This window comes from Psychromonas aquatilis, assembly GCF_038155185.1.
GTDB classification, from domain to species: domain Bacteria; phylum Pseudomonadota; class Gammaproteobacteria; order Enterobacterales; family Psychromonadaceae; genus Psychromonas; species Psychromonas aquatilis.
Genome location: NZ_JBAKAZ010000002.1, coordinates 40,332 through 59,131 on the forward strand (window position 1 = coordinate 40,332; position 18,800 = coordinate 59,131).

17 protein-coding genes are annotated in these 18,800 nt (G+C 37.6%); 15 read left to right on the plus strand and 2 right to left on the minus strand.

All coding sequences use genetic code 11. From position 1 onward, the window contains the following. The first annotated feature begins 26 nt into the window (after window positions 1-26). The 15 genes from V6256_RS00700 to V6256_RS00770 all read left to right on the plus strand — a co-directional run bounded on the left by V6256_RS00700 (window position 27) and on the right by V6256_RS00770 (window position 15,045). Window positions 27-1,994: a heme lyase CcmF/NrfE family subunit gene (locus V6256_RS00700; protein ID WP_341596047.1), complete on the plus strand. Its 1,968-nt coding sequence runs from the start codon at window positions 27-29 to the stop codon at window positions 1,992-1,994. Continuing rightward, a complete protein-coding gene (locus V6256_RS00705) occupies window positions 1,987-2,517 on the plus strand; it encodes a DsbE family thiol:disulfide interchange protein (RefSeq protein ID WP_341596048.1) in 531 nt (176 codons plus the stop codon). The genes V6256_RS00700 and V6256_RS00705 overlap by 8 nt, the downstream gene beginning before the upstream one ends. Then, window positions 2,517-3,008, plus strand: coding sequence for a cytochrome c-type biogenesis protein (locus tag V6256_RS00710; protein ID WP_341596050.1), 492 nt, complete (start codon window positions 2,517-2,519; stop codon window positions 3,006-3,008). The genes V6256_RS00705 and V6256_RS00710 overlap by 1 nt, the downstream gene beginning before the upstream one ends. Further along, entirely contained in the window at window positions 3,005-4,267 is a 1,263-nt protein-coding gene (ccmI, locus tag V6256_RS00715; RefSeq protein ID WP_341596051.1) for a c-type cytochrome biogenesis protein CcmI, read from the plus strand. Before V6256_RS00710 ends, ccmI begins: the two co-directional genes overlap by 4 nt. 139 nt (window positions 4,268-4,406) lie before the next feature. After that, window positions 4,407-5,096 carry an MlaA family lipoprotein gene (locus tag V6256_RS00720; RefSeq protein WP_341596052.1) on the plus strand — a complete coding sequence of 230 codons (690 nt, stop codon included), beginning with the start codon at window positions 4,407-4,409 and terminating at the stop codon, window positions 5,094-5,096. Between the two features lie 51 nt (window positions 5,097-5,147). Further along, on the plus strand, window positions 5,148-5,834 hold the full coding sequence (gene cmk, locus V6256_RS00725; RefSeq protein ID WP_341596053.1) for a (d)CMP kinase: 687 nt from the start codon (window positions 5,148-5,150) through the stop codon (window positions 5,832-5,834). Between the two features lie 103 nt (window positions 5,835-5,937). Further along, window positions 5,938-7,608: a 30S ribosomal protein S1 gene (gene rpsA, locus V6256_RS00730; RefSeq protein WP_341596054.1), complete on the plus strand. Its 1,671-nt coding sequence runs from the start codon at window positions 5,938-5,940 to the stop codon at window positions 7,606-7,608. An 83-nt stretch (window positions 7,609-7,691) separates the two neighbouring features. Next, a complete protein-coding gene (ihfB, locus tag V6256_RS00735) occupies window positions 7,692-7,979 on the plus strand; it encodes an integration host factor subunit beta (RefSeq protein ID WP_341596055.1) in 288 nt (95 codons plus the stop codon). A 193-nt stretch (window positions 7,980-8,172) separates the two neighbouring features. Continuing rightward, the gene (locus V6256_RS00740) at window positions 8,173-8,460 is read left to right on the plus strand and encodes a LapA family protein (protein WP_341596056.1); all 288 of its coding nucleotides are present in this window, start codon (window positions 8,173-8,175) and stop codon (window positions 8,458-8,460) included. A gap of 6 nt (window positions 8,461-8,466) precedes the next feature. Continuing rightward, window positions 8,467-9,639 carry a lipopolysaccharide assembly protein LapB gene (lapB, locus tag V6256_RS00745; RefSeq protein WP_341596057.1) on the plus strand — a complete coding sequence of 391 codons (1,173 nt, stop codon included), beginning with the start codon at window positions 8,467-8,469 and terminating at the stop codon, window positions 9,637-9,639. Window positions 9,640-9,725: 86 nt separating this feature from the next. Beyond that, entirely contained in the window at window positions 9,726-10,433 is a 708-nt protein-coding gene (gene pyrF, locus V6256_RS00750; protein WP_341596058.1) for an orotidine-5'-phosphate decarboxylase, read from the plus strand. A 28-nt stretch (window positions 10,434-10,461) separates the two neighbouring features. Beyond that, on the plus strand, window positions 10,462-11,148 hold the full coding sequence (locus V6256_RS00755) for a MaoC family dehydratase (protein ID WP_341596059.1): 687 nt from the start codon (window positions 10,462-10,464) through the stop codon (window positions 11,146-11,148). A gap of 213 nt (window positions 11,149-11,361) precedes the next feature. Further along, a complete protein-coding gene (locus tag V6256_RS00760; RefSeq protein WP_424141038.1) occupies window positions 11,362-12,375 on the plus strand; it encodes a Fe(3+) ABC transporter substrate-binding protein in 1,014 nt (337 codons plus the stop codon). Further along, entirely contained in the window at window positions 12,365-13,996 is a 1,632-nt protein-coding gene (locus tag V6256_RS00765; protein ID WP_341596061.1) for an ABC transporter permease, read from the plus strand. Before V6256_RS00760 ends, V6256_RS00765 begins: the two co-directional genes overlap by 11 nt. After that, window positions 13,996-15,045 carry an ABC transporter ATP-binding protein gene (locus V6256_RS00770; RefSeq protein WP_341596062.1) on the plus strand — a complete coding sequence of 350 codons (1,050 nt, stop codon included), beginning with the start codon at window positions 13,996-13,998 and terminating at the stop codon, window positions 15,043-15,045. Before V6256_RS00765 ends, V6256_RS00770 begins: the two co-directional genes overlap by 1 nt. Window positions 15,046-15,163: 118 nt before the next feature. Here the strand turns inward: V6256_RS00770 and glnD are convergent, their stop codons facing one another. Together glnD and map are read right to left on the minus strand one after the other, a co-directional pair. Continuing rightward, window positions 15,164-17,779, minus strand: coding sequence for a [protein-PII] uridylyltransferase (glnD, locus tag V6256_RS00775; RefSeq protein WP_341596063.1), 2,616 nt, complete (start codon window positions 17,777-17,779; stop codon window positions 15,164-15,166). A gap of 56 nt (window positions 17,780-17,835) precedes the next feature. Further along, the gene (gene map, locus V6256_RS00780) at window positions 17,836-18,624 is read right to left on the minus strand and encodes a type I methionyl aminopeptidase (RefSeq protein WP_341596064.1); all 789 of its coding nucleotides are present in this window, start codon (window positions 18,622-18,624) and stop codon (window positions 17,836-17,838) included. Window positions 18,625-18,800: the final 176 nt, after the last annotated feature.

The following is an 18,800-nucleotide window of genomic DNA, read 5'->3' on the forward strand; positions in this document are numbered from 1 at the left end:
GATAGATAACAAAGAGGGTTTGATTAATGCTTCCAGAAATTGGCCAATTCACTTTGATTTTGGCATGTGTATTATCATTTTTACAGATTGTTTACCCATTATATGGGGTATATTCTGGTCATCAAGGTGCAATTAAAAGCGCTAAGATATTAACAACTTTACAGTTTTTAGCTGTTGCTTGTTCTTTTCTTATTCTTGCTTACTCTTTTTTAATCAATGACTTTACTGTCACTTATATTGCTATTAACTCCAACTCAGCACTACCTTGGTATTACCGCCTATCGGCAGTGTGGGGGGCGCATGAAGGCTCATTATTATTATGGGTGTTTTTGTTAGCGTTATGGAGCATAGCTGTTGCTTTATTGAGTAAACGCTTGCCTGCTGAATCTGTGGCGCGAGTGTTAGCTGTGCTTGGTGTTTTAGCGTTTGGCTTCTATCTTTTTGTTATTTTAACCTCAAACCCCTTTGAGCGTACATTACCTACCTTTCCTATTGATGGGAGAGACTTAAATCCATTATTGCAAGATTTTGGCTTAGTGATTCACCCTCCAATGTTATATATGGGCTATGTTGGATTCTCTGTGGCTTTTGCCTTTGCTATTGCTGCTTTACTAGAAGGGCGTTTGGATAGTGCATGGGCAAAATGGTCTCGTCCTTGGACGATGGCTGCTTGGGTGTTCTTAACTATCGGGATCGCTTTAGGTAGCTGGTGGGCATATTACGAGCTTGGCTGGGGTGGATGGTGGTTTTGGGATCCAGTAGAAAATGCCTCTTTTATGCCTTGGTTGGCCGGGACGGCTTTAATTCACTCTTTAGCTGTAAGTGAGAAGCGTGGTGTCTTTAAATCTTGGACTGTTTTATTAGCCTTAAGTGCATTTTCGCTGAGTCTGTTAGGGACTTTTTTGGTGCGATCTGGTGTATTAGTTTCAGTTCACGCTTTTGCCAGCGATCCAACGAGAGGCCTATTTATTTTAGGCTTTTTAGTATTGGTTATTGGTGGTTCATTACTTCTTTATGCCGTTCAAGCTTCAAAGGTAAAGAGCCGTGGGCGTTATCAGTTAGCCTCGCGTGAAAGCTTATTATTATTAAATAATATTTTACTGATTGCGGCATTAATTGTGGTGTTATTAGGGACATTGTTACCGCTTGTACATAAAGAAATTGGCCTAGGAAGCATTTCTATTGGTGAGCCATTCTTCAATCGTATGTTTACCATTTTAGTTGTTCCTTTTGCGCTATTTTTGGGTGTTGGTTCATTATTCCGTTGGAAGCGCCAGTCTTTAGAAGAGTTGAGAAAGCCGCTTGCTTTGATTCTTATGGTTAGCGTGTTATCAACAATAGTCTTTTTGTTTGTTTTTGCTCCGTCATTAACTTGGTTAGCTATCTTAGGTACTTTTCTAGGTTTTTGGGTAATTGTTGCTGTTGCTTATGAAATCTACTTGCGCGCAACCCACCGTCATAGCTTTAAAGTCGGGTTGATGAAGTTAGGTAATAGCCACTGGGCAATGAGTTTAGGACATTTAGGCTTCGCAATTATGATTATTGGTATCACCATGACCCAAAACTATTCTATTGAGAAGGATGTAAAACTTGCAGTAGGAGAAGATATAACCTTTGAGCAGTATAATTTCCACTTTGATCATGTGACATCACTGCAGGGGCAAAATTATACTGCCACAGTAGGGACTTTTAGTGTAAAGCAAGGCCAACAACATATTGTGGTTATGAAAGCGGAAAAACGGATCTATACAGTACAGCGTATGGCAATGACAGAAGCTGCAATTGATGCTGGTTTTACACGTGATTTATATATTGCCATGGGAGAACAGTTACCTGATGGGGCTTGGGCTGTGCGCATTTATTATAAACCTTTTATTCGTTGGATTTGGCTAGGTCCTTTAATTATGGCCTTAGGTGGTTTACTGATGATTGGTGATAGACGTTACCGTAGTAAAAAAGAAACAATGAAAAAAGTAGGAGCCCAGCATGTTTAATAAGAAGCTACTTATCCCTTTTGTGATTTTTATTATTGGTGCTGCATTTTTAGCGACACCTTTATTGAAAGGAAGTGACCCTAGTAAATTAGAATCTGCATTAGTTGGAAAAGCAGTACCAGACTTTACCTTGCAAGATATCTATGATGAAAATAAGCAATATGACGCGAGTATTTTTAAAGGGCAAAAAATGCTATTAAATGTTTGGGCGACTTGGTGTCCAACTTGTTATGCAGAGCATAAATATTTAAATGAATTAGCCAATCAAGGTTTATATATTGTCGGCATGAACTATAAAGATGATCGCAAAAAAGCAATTCGTTGGTTAAATGATTTACATGACCCTTATAAAATTAGCTTATACGATGATAGTGGTATGTTAGGAATGGATTTAGGCGTTTATGGTGCACCTGAAACGTTTTTAATTGATAGTAACGGGATCATTCGTTATCGCCATGTCGGAGACTTAAATCAGCAGGTTTGGGACGATAAGATAAAAGCAATATATGAGGAAATGGAATAGTGTTGTTATTTAAAGTCAATCACTTAATGGCCTTTTTGTTGATAACCGCTACATTATTCTTTAGCCAATCTAGCCAAGCTGCAATAGAGGCTTTTGAGTTTGATAATGCACAACAAGAACAGACTTTTCATGAGTTGACTAAGCTTTTACGCTGCCCTAAATGTCAAAATAACAATATTGCTGATTCGAATGCTGAGTTGGCAAAGGATTTACGTAATAAAACTTATGAATTAGTGAAAAGTGGGCAATCTAAACAACAGGTTATTGATTATATGGTGGCTCGTTTTGGTAATTTTGTTCGTTATGATCCACCAATCACTCCAGCGACTATCTTTTTATGGTTAGGCCCATTGTTGTTTATTATTTTAGGAGTCGTAGTACTGATTAAACAAGTGAACGCTAAATCAAAAAAAATAAATAACTTGGATGTAAAGGAACAAGATAAATTACAGCAATTATTAAAGCAGCATACTAAGGACCAAAAGTCATGATTGTACCGTTTATGATTGCTATCGCGTCATTATTAATACTATTTTGTAGTGTTATTATCATCCATTTTATACGTAATAGAAATACTGAGTCTATTAACCTAGAACGTCGTAATCAATTGAATCATGAACTTTACGATATTCGCCTTAAAGAGGTTGAAGAAGATATACAACAGGGTATTGTAGTTGATAAAGAGGGGCTGGTTGCTGAGCTTCAATATAATTTATTGGATGATATTGAAGAGAAAAAAGGTATTAAAAACAATAGCACTAAAGGGATTTGGATCCCTGGCATTGTTTTTTTAGTGATAAGCAGTGTTGCCTTATATAGTTTGATTGGTAGTTTTGATAAAGTGAAAGATTGGGATGCCTCTTTGCAACGTTATCCTGCAACCTATAACAAATTATTCGAACAAACTAATAGCCAACCTAATGAGCAAGAGTTAGAAGATCTATTGATTGGCTTAAGAACACATTTAGCTGAACAACCAGATGATAGTCAAGGTTGGGTTTTATATAGTCGTTTAGGGCGTATCTTTCAAGATACAGAGTTAGCGATAGGGGGGATCGAAAAAGCCTTAAAAGCATCTCCTGATAATACTCAAATTAAGCTTGAATATATCGAATTAAAAATGAAAATTGGCGACCAATTCGAACAAGCCACTGCTGAAGCAGCGTTAATAGACTTGCTAACAACAGAACCAGATAATTATGATGCTTGGTCCATGTATGCCTTTTTAGCGATACAAAACAAAGATTTCTCTGCTGCTATTCAGCGCTGGAAAAAAATGTTGCCGTTAGTTGAATCAGGTAGTGAAAAGTTTAATATGTTAAAAGGCAGTATTGCCTATGCACAAAAACAATTAACCTTAGCAGAAGCCGCTGCTGAAAAGGCAGTAGACTCACAAAATAAGGCGGTCGATAACATCAGTTACCGGGTTAATGTCACGGTATCAGGTGATGTTATTTATACTAAAGGTAATACGTTATTTATCTATGCACAATCGATTAATGGCCCTGCTATCCCGATTGCAGCGATTAAAATGCCTATTTTAGATTTTCCTGTGAGTGTTGATCTATCGGATTTAAATGCCATGATGCAAAATGTGAAGTTGAGCGACTATCCTGAATTTAAAGTTAAAGCGCGTATTTCTAGTGATGGCACTGTTAATCAAAGTGATGGCCAATGGTTTGGCGAAAGTGACGTTATTAAAGCAGGACAGACAACCCCTATTAGTATTAGAATCAATCAACAACTCTAGCTAAGCTTTTTGTTATTTGAATCTATCATTATTTATTTGGATCTTTTATATGCTACATCGAACGCTCTTATCATTATGCTTAATACTCATTAGCCATAATACCTATTCTCAATCCGTTCAAGGGGATAGAGAGACTTACATGAGTGATCCTATCGAGCCAGTCAATCGCTTAGTGTGGGATTTTAACTACTATGTTTTAGATGGTTATATTTATAAACCAGTGACTGAAACCTATGTTGACTGGGTACCTAAAGGCGGCCGTGTTGCAATAAATAATATGGTTTTAAACTTAGATGAACCCTCAACTATGGTAAATAACTTATTACAGTTAGAGTTTGGTCGCGCGACTAACTCTTTGTTTAGGTTTGCTTTTAATTCAACATTTGGCCTTTTAGGGTTATTTGATGTTGCTAAATATGGCGGTATCGAACGTAAAAGAGAGACCTTTGGTAATGTATTAGGGCGCTGGTCTGTACCACACGGACCTTATTTAATGTTGCCATTTATAGGGCCTCGTAGTACAAGGATTTTAGTGGGTAATGTCGTTGATGGGCTGTATTTCCCTGGCTCTTATTTTAACTGGTGGCAGTCAGGCGTGGTATGGGGATTAAATGGACTTGATGTTCGTGAAGGATTATTAGGCCAAGAGATTTTAATAGAGCAATCTCTGGATTCATATATCTTTGTAAAAGAAGCTTATATTCAATACGAATACAATAAGTTTAATTCTAATGTTGAAAGCACGGATGAGTTTATTCGCTTGAAGCAACAGGGAGCACAACAACAACTAGAAGATGAATTAGACAGTTTTCTAGATGAAATAGAATAAACGTTAAAAAAATTAAAGCAGAAAAAGTTTAATCACAACCTTGAGGTGACAATGTCAATTTCAAAATTAATTACTATCGATGGGCCAAGCGGGTCAGGCAAAGGTACGGTATGTCATGTTCTTGCCAAGAAACTAAATTGGCATTTATTAGATAGTGGGGCATTATATCGAATCCTTGCTTATGCTGCTTTACAACAAAAAGTGAACTTAGATGATAAATCAGGATTAGCGGATTTAGCGCTTGCTTTAGAAGTTTCCTTTGTTTCAAATGGTGAGGGTGTTGATACTTTATTAAGCGGCGAAAATGTTGGCGATAAGTTGCGTACAGAAGAAGTTGGAAAAGCGGCATCTGAAGTTGCTTCTATTCAAGAGGTACGATCTGCATTGTTAGCTCGTCAAAAAGCTTTTCTGCAAAAACCCGGCTTAATTGCTGATGGTCGTGATATGGGAACCGTTGTATTTCCTGACGCAAAGCTTAAGATTTTTCTAGATGCTAGTGCCGAAGAGCGAGCACAGCGTAGGTTTAATCAGTTGCAAGGCAAAGGCTTTAATGTTAGCATCGCGCAAATTTTGAGCGAGATTAAAGAACGTGATCACCGAGATCGTAACCGAGCTGTTGCTCCACTTCGGCCCGCTGATGATGCATTTGTTATTGACTCAACAACCTTAACGGTTGATGAAGTAGTTGAGCAAATTTTAAACTTAGTGGCGCTTAAACTAAAAATTTCAACTGAATAATCAGTTGTTTATAAAAGCTACTTCAAGGATGGAGTGGTAATCTTTCTTGCCTCCCATACTAATGGATTGTATGTGGTTGTATAAAATAAGTGTGAATAAATAGATGATGGAATCTTTTGCTGAACTATTTGAAGAATCTCTTCAACAAGTAGAAACTCGCCCAGGTACAATTGTTAAAGGTACAATCGTACGTATTAGCAACAACTTAGTATTCGTTGATGCAGGCCTTAAATCTGAAGCTGCTATCCCAGTTGAAGAATTCAAGAACGCTGCAGGCGAAGTTGAAGTTGAAGTTGGCGATGTTTGTGATGTAGCGCTAGACGCTGTAGAAGACGGTTTCGGTGAAACTAAACTTTCTCGCGAAAAAGCTAAACGTCATGAAGCTTGGATCCAATTAGAGAAAGCGTACGAAGACCAAGAAACAGTTATCGGTGTAATTAACGGTAAAGTTAAAGGTGGTTTCACTGTTGAATTAAACGGTATCCGTGCTTTCCTACCTGGCTCATTAGTTGACGTACGTCCGGTACGTGACACTGCTCACCTTGAAAACAAAGATATTGAATTCAAAGTGATCAAGCTAGACCAAAAACGCAACAACGTTGTTGTATCTCGTCGTGCTGTTATCGAAACTGAAAACAGTGTTGAACGTGATGAACTTCTTGAAAACCTACAAGAAGGCCAAGAAGTTAAAGGTATCGTTAAGAACCTAACTGACTACGGTGCTTTCGTAGACTTAGGTGGTGTAGACGGCCTATTACATATCACAGATATGGCTTGGAAACGTGTTAAACACCCAAGTGAAATTGTAACTGTTGGTGAAGAAATCAACGTTAAAGTACTTAAGTTTGACCGTGAGCGTACTCGTGTATCTCTAGGTCTTAAGCAATTAGGTGAAGATCCATGGGTTGCAATCGCTAAGCGTTACCCAGAATCAACTCGTTTAACTGGTAAAGTAACAAACTTAACTGATTACGGTTGTTTCGTAGAAATTGAAGAAGGCGTAGAAGGTCTTGTTCACGTTTCTGAAATGGATTGGACTAACAAAAACATCCACCCATCTAAAGTTGTTAACTTAGGTGACATGGCTGAAGTTATGGTTCTAGATATCGACGAAGAACGTCGTCGTATTTCTCTAGGTCTTAAACAGTGTAAAGCTAACCCGTGGGAAGAGTTCTCTTCAACACACGATAAAGGACAAAAAGTTTCTGGTAAGATTAAATCTATCACTGACTTCGGTATCTTCATCGGTCTTGACGGAAACATCGACGGTCTAGTTCACCTTTCTGACATCAGTTGGGAAGTTGAAGGCGAAAAAGCTGTACTTGATTACAAAAAAGGCGACGAAATCGAAGCTGTTGTATTACAAGTTGACCCAGAGCGTGAACGTATCTCTCTAGGTATCAAGCAAATCGCTGCTGACCCATTCAATAACTACTTAGCTGAATTCAAGAAAGGTGCTATTGTTACAGGTACTATTTCTGAAGTTGATGCTAAAGGTGCTACTGTTGCTCTTGTTGAAGGTGTTGAAGGTTACATTCGTGTTGCTGATATCTCACGTGACCGTATCGAAGATGCATCTACAGTATTAAAAGCTGGTGAATCTGTTGAAGCTAAATACGTTGGTGTTGATCGTAAAAACCGCGTAATCAGCTTATCAATCAAAGCAAAAGACGAAGCAGAAGAAAAAGATGCTATCGATAGCTTGAAACAGCAAGATGAAGCTAGCATGGGTAATGCAATGCTTGACGCGTTTAACGCTGCTAAAGGCAAATAATTAGAGGTGGTTATTGCAACCACCTTTTAATGCATTAACTTAACGTTTGTTTAAATTTGTATTCAAATAATACGAGGTAAGTTATGACTAAATCTGATTTGATCGAAAGACTAACCAGCAAACACTTTCAATTGTCGGTTAAAGAAGTTGAAGATTGTGTAAAGGAAACATTAATGCTGATGACTGATTCACTTGCCTCTGGCGAGCGAATTGAGGTTAGAGGCTTTGGTAGTTTCTCTCTACATTACCGTGCTCCACGAGTCGGCCGTAATCCTAAAACGGGAGATAAGGTTGAATTGGGAAGTAAGTATGTCCCTCACTTCAAACCGGGTAAAGCATTGAGAGAACGAGTTAATGCGATTAATGCTTAACAGTAATCGTTATAAATAAAAATAGTGCTGAAAGGCACTATTTTTTTATCTATCTGTTTTTGCATATTCACTCCTCTTTACCTCACTTAATTAAGATTTATGTGGGTAATGTTAAACGATTCATATCAATGATTTATTCCCTGGTTGATTTATAATACACTAATCATTCTTTATTCTTGTGCGGGTAGGACCTATGAAACGATTTCTAACTATATTAATCACTATTGTATTCCTGATCATTGTGATCGTGTTGGGTTTAAAAAACCAACAGCTTGTTACAGTCAATTATATTATTGCGCAGAATGAGTTACGTTTATCTACATTATTAGCCATCATCTTTACTTTAGGGTTTGCTGGTGCACTTAGTTTGGCAAGCTATTTCTTCCTAAAGCTAAAAATGAAGAATCGTAAACTACATAAATTAAACGCTAAGCAGCGTAAAGAGCTCAATAATGTACGTGACCGCATTTCACAAGAATAACACTTAGTGCAAGAAATATTCTTCCTCCTGCTCCCCGTTGCGGCCTTTTATGGCTGGTATATGGGTGTGCGCAGCGTTTATCAAAAAAAGCAAAAAAAGGGTAATCAGCTTAGTAGAGATTATGTCCAAGGCTTAAACTTTCTACTCAATGAACAACCTGATAAAGCTGTCGATCATTTCATCGCATTATTAGATGTCGATGATGAAACAATTGAAACTCATCTTGCGCTTGGTAACTTGTTCCGTCAAAACGGTGAAGTAGAGCGCGCTATCCGTATTCATCAAAACCTTATCGCCCGACCTTCTCTTACTCTTGAGCAGCGTGATTTAGCGATGTTGCAGCTAGGAAAAGACTTTTATCAATCGGGCTTATTTGACCGCAGTGAAGAAGTATTTATCAAATTAAAAGAGTCTGCAGAATATAGATGTGTTGCATTAGAAAATTTATTACTGATTTATCAACAGTTAAAGGACTGGCAAGAAGCGATAAATTGTACTGAACAATTAAATAAAATGGGGAAAAACCAAGCTAAGCCAAGGACCCTTGCTTATTTATATTGCAGTCTCGCTGATGAAATGACTGAGCCTGATCAGCAAAAACAAGCAGTAAAGTTATATCAAAAGGCCTTAGTTATCTTCCCTGGTTGTATCCAAGCTTGCCTTGCAATGGCTGATTATTATGCCCAAAATGCGCAGTTAGAGAAAGCGGTCGAAATGTTAGAAAAAGTACCTGAGCTGGATGTTGATTTCACTGAGGTTATTTTAGAAAGATTATATGGATTACATCAACAGCTACATACCGAGCAATCATTAATTGTTTATTTACAACGTATTGTTGGATTAGGGGGCGGGGCAAGTGCTGTTATCTTGTTAGCGAACCTGATTGCCGAATTTAAAAGTGTTAAGCAAGCGCAATCATTTATGTTGCAGGAGTTACGCCGTCATCCAACGATGAAGGGCTTTAACCATTTGATGACCTATCATTTACGCTTAGCGCAATCAGATAGTGAACGAGAAAGCATCGATTTTTTGCATAAATTGGTGACAGAACAAATTACTTTTAGACCACAGTATCGTTGTCAAAAGTGTGGTTATTCAACTAAGAAGCTGTTTTGGCAGTGTCCTTCTTGTAAAGATTGGGGACGTATTAAACCTATTAGAGGGTTAGATGGGGAGTAACCATGAGGTGATACCTCGATTGTCGTCAAAAACCATTAATTAACAAACTAGTGTTACTTATTACAAATAGTGAAATAGGAAAGAAAATGACTCAATTAATCGACCCTAAGGTTGTGATCGCGCTTGATTATGACGATAAACAACAAGCATTAACCTTTATTGAACAGCTCGATCCGGGCACTTGTCGCTTAAAAATAGGTAAAGAAATGTTTACGCATTTTGGGCCTGACTTTGTAAAACTTATTGTTGATAAGGGCTTTGATGTCTTTTTGGATCTGAAGTTTCATGATATTCCTAATACGGTTGCTAAAGCGGTGAAAGCGGCTGCAGACTTAGGCGTATGGATGGTGAATGTGCATGCAGGTGGCGGCCGTCGAATGATGGAAGCAGCAAAGGAGATTTTAAAGCCTTATGGAGATAAGGCGCCGTTATTAATTGCTGTAACAGTGTTAACCAGTATGGATCAAAGTGATCTTAATGAATTAGGTATTACATTAACACCCGCAGAGCAGGTTAAGCGCTTGGCTACATTAACTAAAGTATCAGGCTTAGATGGTGTTGTTTGTTCATCACATGAAGCCGAAGAATTGAAAGGACTATTAGGCAGCTCATTTAAGCTTATTACCCCTGGAATTAGACCTGCAGGCTCGGATGCTGGTGACCAACGTAGAATTAAAACGCCTAAACAAGCGATTGATAGTGGTTCGGATTATTTAGTGATAGGCCGTCCGATAACGCAAGCTAATGATCCTGTCGCAGTATTAAATGAGATAAATGCCTCATTAAATACTTAATAAATGATAGTCGAGAGGAAGCCATTTCATGAAAAAGATTAATATTAATAAATATAAAGAAGATGTAATGCAAAAATTTGCTTTCGATTTCAAGCAATGGATGTCTCCGGCTGTCCGAGATTATTACTCGTTATTTTTAAAAAAAACCAACTATAAACGTGAGAATATCTTATCTTGGATTAGAGAATATTCTATTTTAGAAAATGGTGAGTCAATTAAAGTGGCTCAAGCTCCTGTACAAGTTTCTTCTGAGGCTCGTGAGCTTTTCTTGTGCTTGCAGACTCAAATAGGCAAAGAGATTCATGTTGGAGAATGGTTTACCGTAACTCAAGATTGTGTGGATCAATTTTCCCATGTTACTGGTGATCATCAGTGGCTACATAATGATGTAAAAAGAGCGAAAGTTGAATCACCTTTTAAAACCACTATTGCTCATGGCTTTTTAACACTTTCTTTATTGCCTTACTTAACGGGAAGTGTGGATGCTAGTAAACCTGCTTACCCTAATGTCAAAATGACGGTCAATTATGGGTTAAACCAAGTACGCTTTCCTTATCCTGTAAAAACAGGCTCGACCATAAGAGCACATAGTCGATTAATCAAAGTATCGCCGATTAAAAGAGGATTGGAGATAGAAAAAGAGATATCTATTGAAATTCAAGGCACTCGCCGCCCTGGTTGTGTTGCAGTATCAGTGGTTCGTGTATATTTTTAAAAACTTAGGTTAGTAGGTATTATAATATAATGATGGTTAGCAAGTTATTGATTATATTATAGACAATTGAATATGTTCAGCTGTTGATTAATTAATTATTAATAACTTGGGGTCACAATTTTAAAAATAGAGAGGAATTAAGCTTGTAAATAGTAATTATTCTCAATAGTATGGCGTTGTTAATTATACTCATTTACAGGAAGAAAAATGTCTATTAAAAAAATATCTACTAGTTTATTAGTTGGTGCATCAGTATTAGCAAGTTCAATGTCTTTTGCTGCGGAAGAGGTAAACGTTTATTCATATCGTCAACCTTTCCTAGTTGAACCTATGATGGAAGAGTTCACTGCGGAAACTGGCATTAAAGTAAACGTATTATTCGCTAAGAAAGGCCTGATTGAACGTATTAAGCGTGAAGGAAAGCTATCAACAGCAGATATTATGTTAACTTCTGACTTTAGCCGTTTAGCATTATTCACTGAAGATGGTTTAGCTCAATCTGTTAATAGTGATGTTTTAAATAAAAATATTCCAAGTAAATTCCACGGCGAAGATGAGCAATGGTTTGCATTAACTAGCCGTGCTCGTAGTATTTATTCTTCAGTTGATCGCGTTGGTCCTGTTCCTGATATTACTTACCAAGACTTAGCAACACCTGCCTTCAAAGGTAAAGTGTGTATGCGTTCAGGCAAACATCCTTACAATGTATCATTATTAGCATCGATTATTGCTCATGAAGGTGAAGCAAAAGCTAAAGAATGGTTAGAAGGCCTAAAAGCAAACTTAGCTCGTAAACCACAAGGTAACGACCGTGCGCAAGTAAAAGCTGTTAAAGAAGGCTTATGTGACTATGCATTAACTAATAGCTACTACCTAGGTAAAATGTTAAATGACCCTAAACAAGTTTCTTGGGCTGAAGCGGTACATATCAACTTCCCAAATCAAAAAACTACAGGTACTCATGTTAATATAAGTGGTGTTGCGGTTACTAAATATGCACCAAATAAAGAAAATGCGATTAAATTAATTGAGTTCTTATCTGGTGATGTTGCGCAAGGTATGTATGCTGAAATCAACTTTGAATACCCAGTAAAAGTTGACGTGAAACCTTCTGAGTTAGTTTCATCTTGGGGTGAATTCAAGCAAGATGATCTTAAATTAGCGGATATTGCGGCACAACATGAAGCGGCAATTAAGATGATGGATGAAGTGAAATTTGATCTCTAAGTCAACCCTCTACAAGTTATTACCATGGGTAGTAACTTGTAGTTTGTTATCCCCAATTATTGCCATTTTTATTAGCGCATTTAATATCGATGAAAATGGCAGTTTTACACATCTTTTAGATACCGTTTTATTCACTTATATTAGCAACTCCGTTCTGGTCATTATTACTGTCGTTGCAATTAGTATTCTATTTGCATTACCTTCCGCTTGGCTTGTGGCCTGTTGTGAATTCCCCGGACGTAAAAAATTACAATGGGTGTTAATGCTGCCATTAGCAATGCCTCCCTATATTGTGGCTATTGTCTATACTGATTTATTAGACTTTGCTGGGCCAGTTCAGCTATTTTTACGGTCGTTTTTTGGCTGGCAATCCGTTAATGATTATTACTTTCCTGATATTCGCACCTTGTTTGGTGCTTCTGTTATTTTAGCATTATCACTTTTTCCTTATTTATACTTATTATTAAGAAGTGCTTTTTTAACCCAGTCAGCAGGACTATTTCAAGCAGCTAGAACACTTGGCCTACCACCAACTAAAGCATTTTTCCGTGTCAGTCTCCCTTTGTCCCGTTCTGCTATGGCCGTTGGTATTTCATTAATTGCAATGGAGACATTAGGGGACTTTGCTACGGTAAACTATTTCGCTGTCCATACACTGACTACTGCTATTTATGATACTTGGTTGGAATTAGGTAGCTTAACTACTGCCGCGAAAATATCTTCAGTGATGTTACTTGTGTTAGTCGGACTGATCTCGTTAGAGAATTATAGCCGCCGTAAACAAAGAGTTTATCAGCGCAATAACAGCGGACAGGTTGATTTGCGTTTTGTATTAGCTGGCTGGAGAAAGTGGGGCACATTAATATTTATTTGGACATTATTAAGCCTGTCACTATTTATTCCAATTAGTACGTTAGTTTATTATGCCGTTTATTATTTCAAAGCTTCGTTAAATGAAGAGCTATTTGATTACACTCTTAATAGTTTATGGTTAGCATTTTTAGTGGCTTTTTTAGCGCTGTTTGTTGCTTTAATTGTCAATTTTTATCAACGTTTAACGCCTGGGTTAGCCGCTAAGTCGAGTATTCGTTTATCCTCTTTAGGTTACGCAGTGCCGGGTACGGTAGTCGCTATTGGCGTGTTAATTCCATTAACTAACCTTGACCATTTATTAAATGATTTATTATTAAGCTTGGATTTATCACCAGTAGGGCTGGTTTTTTCAGGCTCTTTAATTATTCTCGTTTTAGGTTATCTTGTTCGCTTTACTGCGATTGCTGTAGGGAGTGTTGATAGTAGTTTAGTACAAGTTGCCCCTTCTTTAGATTTAGCCTCAAGAACCTTAGGTAATGGTGCTGTTAAAACACTATGGCGAGTTAATATGCCATTAATTCGTAAAGGGATGCTAACTGCTTTTATTTTAGTGTTTATTGAAGCCATGAAAGAATTACCAGCGGCATTGTTATTAAGGCCGTTTAACTTTGAAACATTAGCAACTTATGTATATCAATTTGTATCTGATGAAATGATTGAGTATGCAGCTTTACCTGCATTATTGATTATTGTGCTAGGGTTGATCCCATTTATTATTGTTAATAACTTATTAGAGAAGAAAGTTTAATGAGCGCCTTAGATATTCAAGAGTTAAGTTGTTCTTATCAAAAAACATTAGTGTTAGATGGATTAAATTTAACCTTAAACGACAATGAAATTGTTTGTTTATTAGGTGAAAGTGGCTGTGGAAAAACAACTTTGTTACGCGCGGTTGCAGGGCTGCAAAGTGAGTTAACCGGTAAAATTAGCATTCGCCAAAAAGTGATGAATGATATTGATATCAATGTTGCTCCTGAGAAACGTAAAATTGGTTTGATCTTTCAAGATTATGCATTATTTCCCCACCTTAATGTTTTCGATAATGTGGCTTTCTCACTGACCAGTAAGCTTTCTCAACAACAAAAGCAGCAACGTGTTGAAGAGATGTTAGCATTAGTGCAATTAAATGAAATGAGCGAGCGTTATCCTCACCAACTTTCTGGCGGACAGCAGCAACGTATTGCGATTGCACGTGCGTTAGCTTATCAACCTGAATTAATGCTGTTAGATGAGCCGTTTTCAAATTTGGATCAACATGTGCGTTTTCAGCTGATTCATGAAATCCGCTTATTACTAAAGCAAAAAAAAATGAGCGCTTTATTTGTTACGCACTCAAAAGAAGAAGGTTTTGCATTTGCAGATCGTATTGCCTTGATGCAAGCCGGAAAAATTGTCCAAATTGATGATGCTCAAACCTTATACCGTAAGCCAAATTCAATGTATGTTGCTAACTTTATGGGACAAGCAAACTATATCGATGTCACTGTGCTTGATGAGTCGACCTATCAGAGCTGTTTTGGTGTGTTAACAAGTAAGCATCAAAGTAACCATAAAAAAGGGCAGAAACAGCGTTTATTGCTTCGACCAGAGCACATCGACATAAAGCATGACCAAAGAGGCGATGCAGTGGTTGAGCAGGTGGATTTCCAAGGGGCTTCTCAGCAAATTAAGGTGCGTTTTGCTGCTCAAGAGTTTGTCATAAAATATAGTAATCATTGTTATGATAGTGTTTTATTTAAGATCGGTGATAAAGTCACACTGACTCTGCTTGAACATGGGTTTGTTATGTTTGACTGATACTATCGAATAGTAAGGCTGAGTGAGATTGACGAGATTACTTTACGCTGTGATCAACTAAAAAAACCAGTTACCCTCGGGCAACTGGTTTTTTCTTTTAAGCTGTATAGTTTAACTTTTAAGTACTTGGACTTAATTCATACATCAAGCTAGCCTTTAACTTCTCTTCTTGCTCTTCAGTAAGTGAGTCGCCATCAGCAGTTGATACAATAAATAAATCTTCAGCTCTTTCACCAATAGTGGTGATTTTCGCGGTATCTAGCATTAAACCGTGGTCAACGAACACCGTACCAATATTAGCTAATATCCCAGGTGCATCAAATGCCACTATTTCAATTTGTGTGCGTTTTCTTCGCGTCGGTAAAAAGGTTATTCTAGGCTCGAACTTAAACGGGCGCTTAACACGTTCCAAACGAATTATATTTGAATTTACAATATGTGGTTTAGAGAGCGTATCAACAATAGCTTCACGTAAGCGATTGATTTTATCGCTGTCTATGTGCTCACCATCCTCTTCCAATACAGTAAATGTACTCAGTGAGTAGTTGTCGCGACTAGATAAAATTTTTGCATCATGTACCCCTAATTTTTTATTATCTATTTCCGTGACCACAGAAGAAAATAAAACCGGCATATCCTTATGATAAACAAAAATTTCACTGCCACCACGGGCATTTTTAGTACTAATTAAAACTAAGGGTTTACTTTGATCCTTATGTTTTAAAAGGTGCTGCGTATGCCAACAAATCTGTGCAGTGGTATAACGAAAAAAATAGTTTAATTTAAAACGTTTCCATAAAGGTTTAACTTGCTCTTTGGTTATTCCGTATTTTGTTTCTAAGATGCTCAGACTTTTTTGTTGTCGATCGCGGATACGATCGCGAATATCAGGCGGATTCTCTAAGCCACGTCTTAACATGTTGACGGTCTTATTATAAAGATCACGCAATAAACTCGCTTTCCAGCTATTCCAAGTTTCTTCATTAGTTGCACATATATCAGCGACGGTTAAACAGTATAATAAGTTAAGGTGTTTTTCATCACGCACTTCTTTAGCAAAGGTGATAATTACATTTGGATCGCTGATATCACGTCGTTGTGCTGTTACTGACATGGTTAGGTGGTGCTCTACTAACCAAGCAACCACTCGACTTTCGTGTCGGGATAAACCATGTAATTCACAAAAAGCCAAGGCATCGACAGCTCCTAGTGTAGAGTGATCTCCTTGCTGGCCTTTTGCAATATCATGAAATATAGTGGCTAAAAACAGCAATTCAGGCTTTTCGATGATCCCGAAAATTTGATGTGCTAACGGGAAATCTTCTTTGTTAGTTGGATAGTTATAGATGAACTTAGCTAGCTTATGAGTGTGTGCATCAACCGTATAAGCATGGAAAAGGTCAAACTGCATTTGTCCAACAATGCGACTCCATTGAGGAATATAAGCGGCTAACACCCCGTGCTCATGCATTAAAGTAAAGGGGAGCCCCATTCCACGAGGGTGTTTGATTATCTCCATGAATACGTGACGGCATTCCGGGATGTTTTGCAACCAATGGGTTAGGCAACGCCTTGCTTCTCTTAATTCACGTAGTGTGGTTGAATAAATACCTTTTATACGGTCATCTTCTGCAATGTGTACAAATAATTGTAACATCGCTTCTGGGTTTTCTTGAAAGTAACCTGATGTGGTTAATTCAATCTTATCTCCACGTATCCGAAAGTGATCATCTATATCATGAAATTTGGTGGTGATATTACCTAAAATCGCTTCATCGAAATATTGTAATAACATTCCATTCAACTCTTTTACACGACGTATTGTCTGGTAGAACGTTTTCATCATTTGTTCTACTGCTTCATTACGTTGCCCTGTATAACCTAATAATTTAGCCACATCACTTTGAAAGTCGAACAACAGTCGGTTATCGGGGCGACTGGTTACCGTGTGTAATGCAAAGCGGATGCGCCATAACTGAGCCTGGCAGTCATTAATTTCATGATATTCGCCTTGAGTGATGTACCCATAGGAAGTCAGCTCTAATAAACTGTGTGCATCAAAATGACGTTTTGCAATCCATGCAATGGTTTGTATATCGCGTAAGCCACCACTACCATTTTTGATATCAGGCTCTAGACTATAACCATCACCTCGACAGTTTTTATGGCGGGATATTTGTTCTTCTTTTTTGGCAATAAAAAACTTATCAGAAGGCCAGAATTTTGCGTGGTTGATGGCGACTTGTAACTTATCAAATGTATCTTCATTACCTGCCAGTAAACGTGACTCAATCATACTCGTCGCAATAGTAATATCCGTTTTACCCTGTTCGATACAGTCTTTGATATTACGGACACTGTTACCCACATCCAATTTTAAGTCCCATAACCAAGTGATTAACTGACTTATTTTTTCTTCGGATTGTTTATCAAATTTATTATCAGATAAAATAAGTAGGTCAATGTCAGACTTAGGATGTAACTCGCCACGACCATATCCACCCACAGCTAATAAGCTCAGATCTTTATTTTCGTTCAAACCAAGCATATTCCATAAACGGCTTAGTAATTGGTCAATATATTGTGAACGAGTGGCAACAATTTGATTGATAGGTTGTTTCGCTTCGAATTGTTCAAGTTGCCAGTCTGAGAAAGTGTGTAAGTGTTTTTTTAGAAAGGGGATAGTTAGGTTATTTTCTTCAATGATAAGTGGGGAGTGTTGTTCAAAGTCCATTTAAAGCCTCGATGTTGATGCCTGTAAGTGAGGTAAACCTTACAGGCTGTTCACGTTTATTCTGGGTTAATGATACGCTCAATTGTTTCTTCAGGACGAAGTGTTAAGATTTCAACACCTGTTTCTGTCACTAACAGTGTATGTTCCCATTGTGCTGATAGTTTTTTATCTTTAGTGACAACAGTCCATTCGTCACGTAGTACTTTACAATCGCGCTTACCGGCATTAAGCATTGGCTCAATAGTAAAACATTGACCTGCTTTTAATACTTCGCCAGTGCCTTTTTTACCGTAATGTAATACTTGTGGTTCTTCGTGGAAGCCAGCGCCAATACCGTGGCCACAATATTCGCGTACGATTGAGTAGTTATGGTTTTCTGCGTGTTTTTGAATCGCTGCACCGATGTCACCTAAGCGAACACCTGGCTTAACCATTTTAATACCAATGTATAAACACTCTTGTGTTACACGTGCTAAACGGTTTGCTAGAATTGAAGTGTTTCCAACCATAAACATTTTTGACGTATCACCGTGATAACCATCTTTAATAACAGTGATATCTAGGTTGATTACATCACCGTCTTTTAGTGGTTTGTCATTAGGGATGCCGTGACAAACTACATGGTTTATTGAAGTACAAATAGATTTAGGGAAACCATGGTAGTTTAATGGTGCTGGAATACCACCTTGGACATTAACAATAAAGTCATGGCAAAGTTGATTCAGTTCATTTGTGGTAACACCTACTTTTACATAAGGTTCTATCATAGTTAATACATCTGCAGCTTGTTGTCCTGCAATGCGCATTTTTTCTATTTCTTGAGCAGTTTTTATAAGTCCAGCCATCTAATGTCTCTATACTTTTTGGAGTGAATAATTTATATATAACTATAAAGAATTTTCCGCTTTGGTGCTAGACAAAATAATAACAACAAAGCCTTGTTCAGTGTAAGGGATTACGGCTTTTGTTGATTGTTAAAAAATCATTATTTAGCACGCTATTTATTGAGCTAATTCGATAA

What these genes read in the sequence shown, in the direction of transcription:
- V6256_RS00700 (WP_341596047.1), top strand. Translation starts at nt 27, where the DNA reads ATGCTTCCAGAAATTGGCCAATTCACTTTGATTTTGGCATGTGTATTA.
- V6256_RS00705 (WP_341596048.1), top strand. Translation starts at nt 1,987, where the DNA reads ATGTTTAATAAGAAGCTACTTATCCCTTTTGTGATTTTTATTATTGGT.
- ccmI (WP_341596051.1), top strand. Translation starts at nt 3,005, where the DNA reads ATGATTGTACCGTTTATGATTGCTATCGCGTCATTATTAATACTATTT.
- V6256_RS00720 (WP_341596052.1), top strand. Translation starts at nt 4,407, where the DNA reads ATGAGTGATCCTATCGAGCCAGTCAATCGCTTAGTGTGGGATTTTAAC.
- cmk (WP_341596053.1), top strand. Translation starts at nt 5,148, where the DNA reads ATGTCAATTTCAAAATTAATTACTATCGATGGGCCAAGCGGGTCAGGC.
- rpsA (WP_341596054.1), top strand. Translation starts at nt 5,938, where the DNA reads ATGATGGAATCTTTTGCTGAACTATTTGAAGAATCTCTTCAACAAGTA.
- ihfB (WP_341596055.1), top strand. Translation starts at nt 7,692, where the DNA reads ATGACTAAATCTGATTTGATCGAAAGACTAACCAGCAAACACTTTCAA.
- V6256_RS00740 (WP_341596056.1), top strand. Translation starts at nt 8,173, where the DNA reads ATGAAACGATTTCTAACTATATTAATCACTATTGTATTCCTGATCATT.
- pyrF (WP_341596058.1), top strand. Translation starts at nt 9,726, where the DNA reads ATGACTCAATTAATCGACCCTAAGGTTGTGATCGCGCTTGATTATGAC.
- V6256_RS00755 (WP_341596059.1), top strand. Translation starts at nt 10,462, where the DNA reads ATGAAAAAGATTAATATTAATAAATATAAAGAAGATGTAATGCAAAAA.
- V6256_RS00770 (WP_341596062.1), top strand. Translation starts at nt 13,996, where the DNA reads ATGAGCGCCTTAGATATTCAAGAGTTAAGTTGTTCTTATCAAAAAACA.
- glnD (WP_341596063.1), bottom strand. Translation starts at nt 17,779, where the DNA reads ATGGACTTTGAACAACACTCCCCACTTATCATTGAAGAAAATAACCTA.
- map (WP_341596064.1), bottom strand. Translation starts at nt 18,624, where the DNA reads ATGGCTGGACTTATAAAAACTGCTCAAGAAATAGAAAAAATGCGCATT.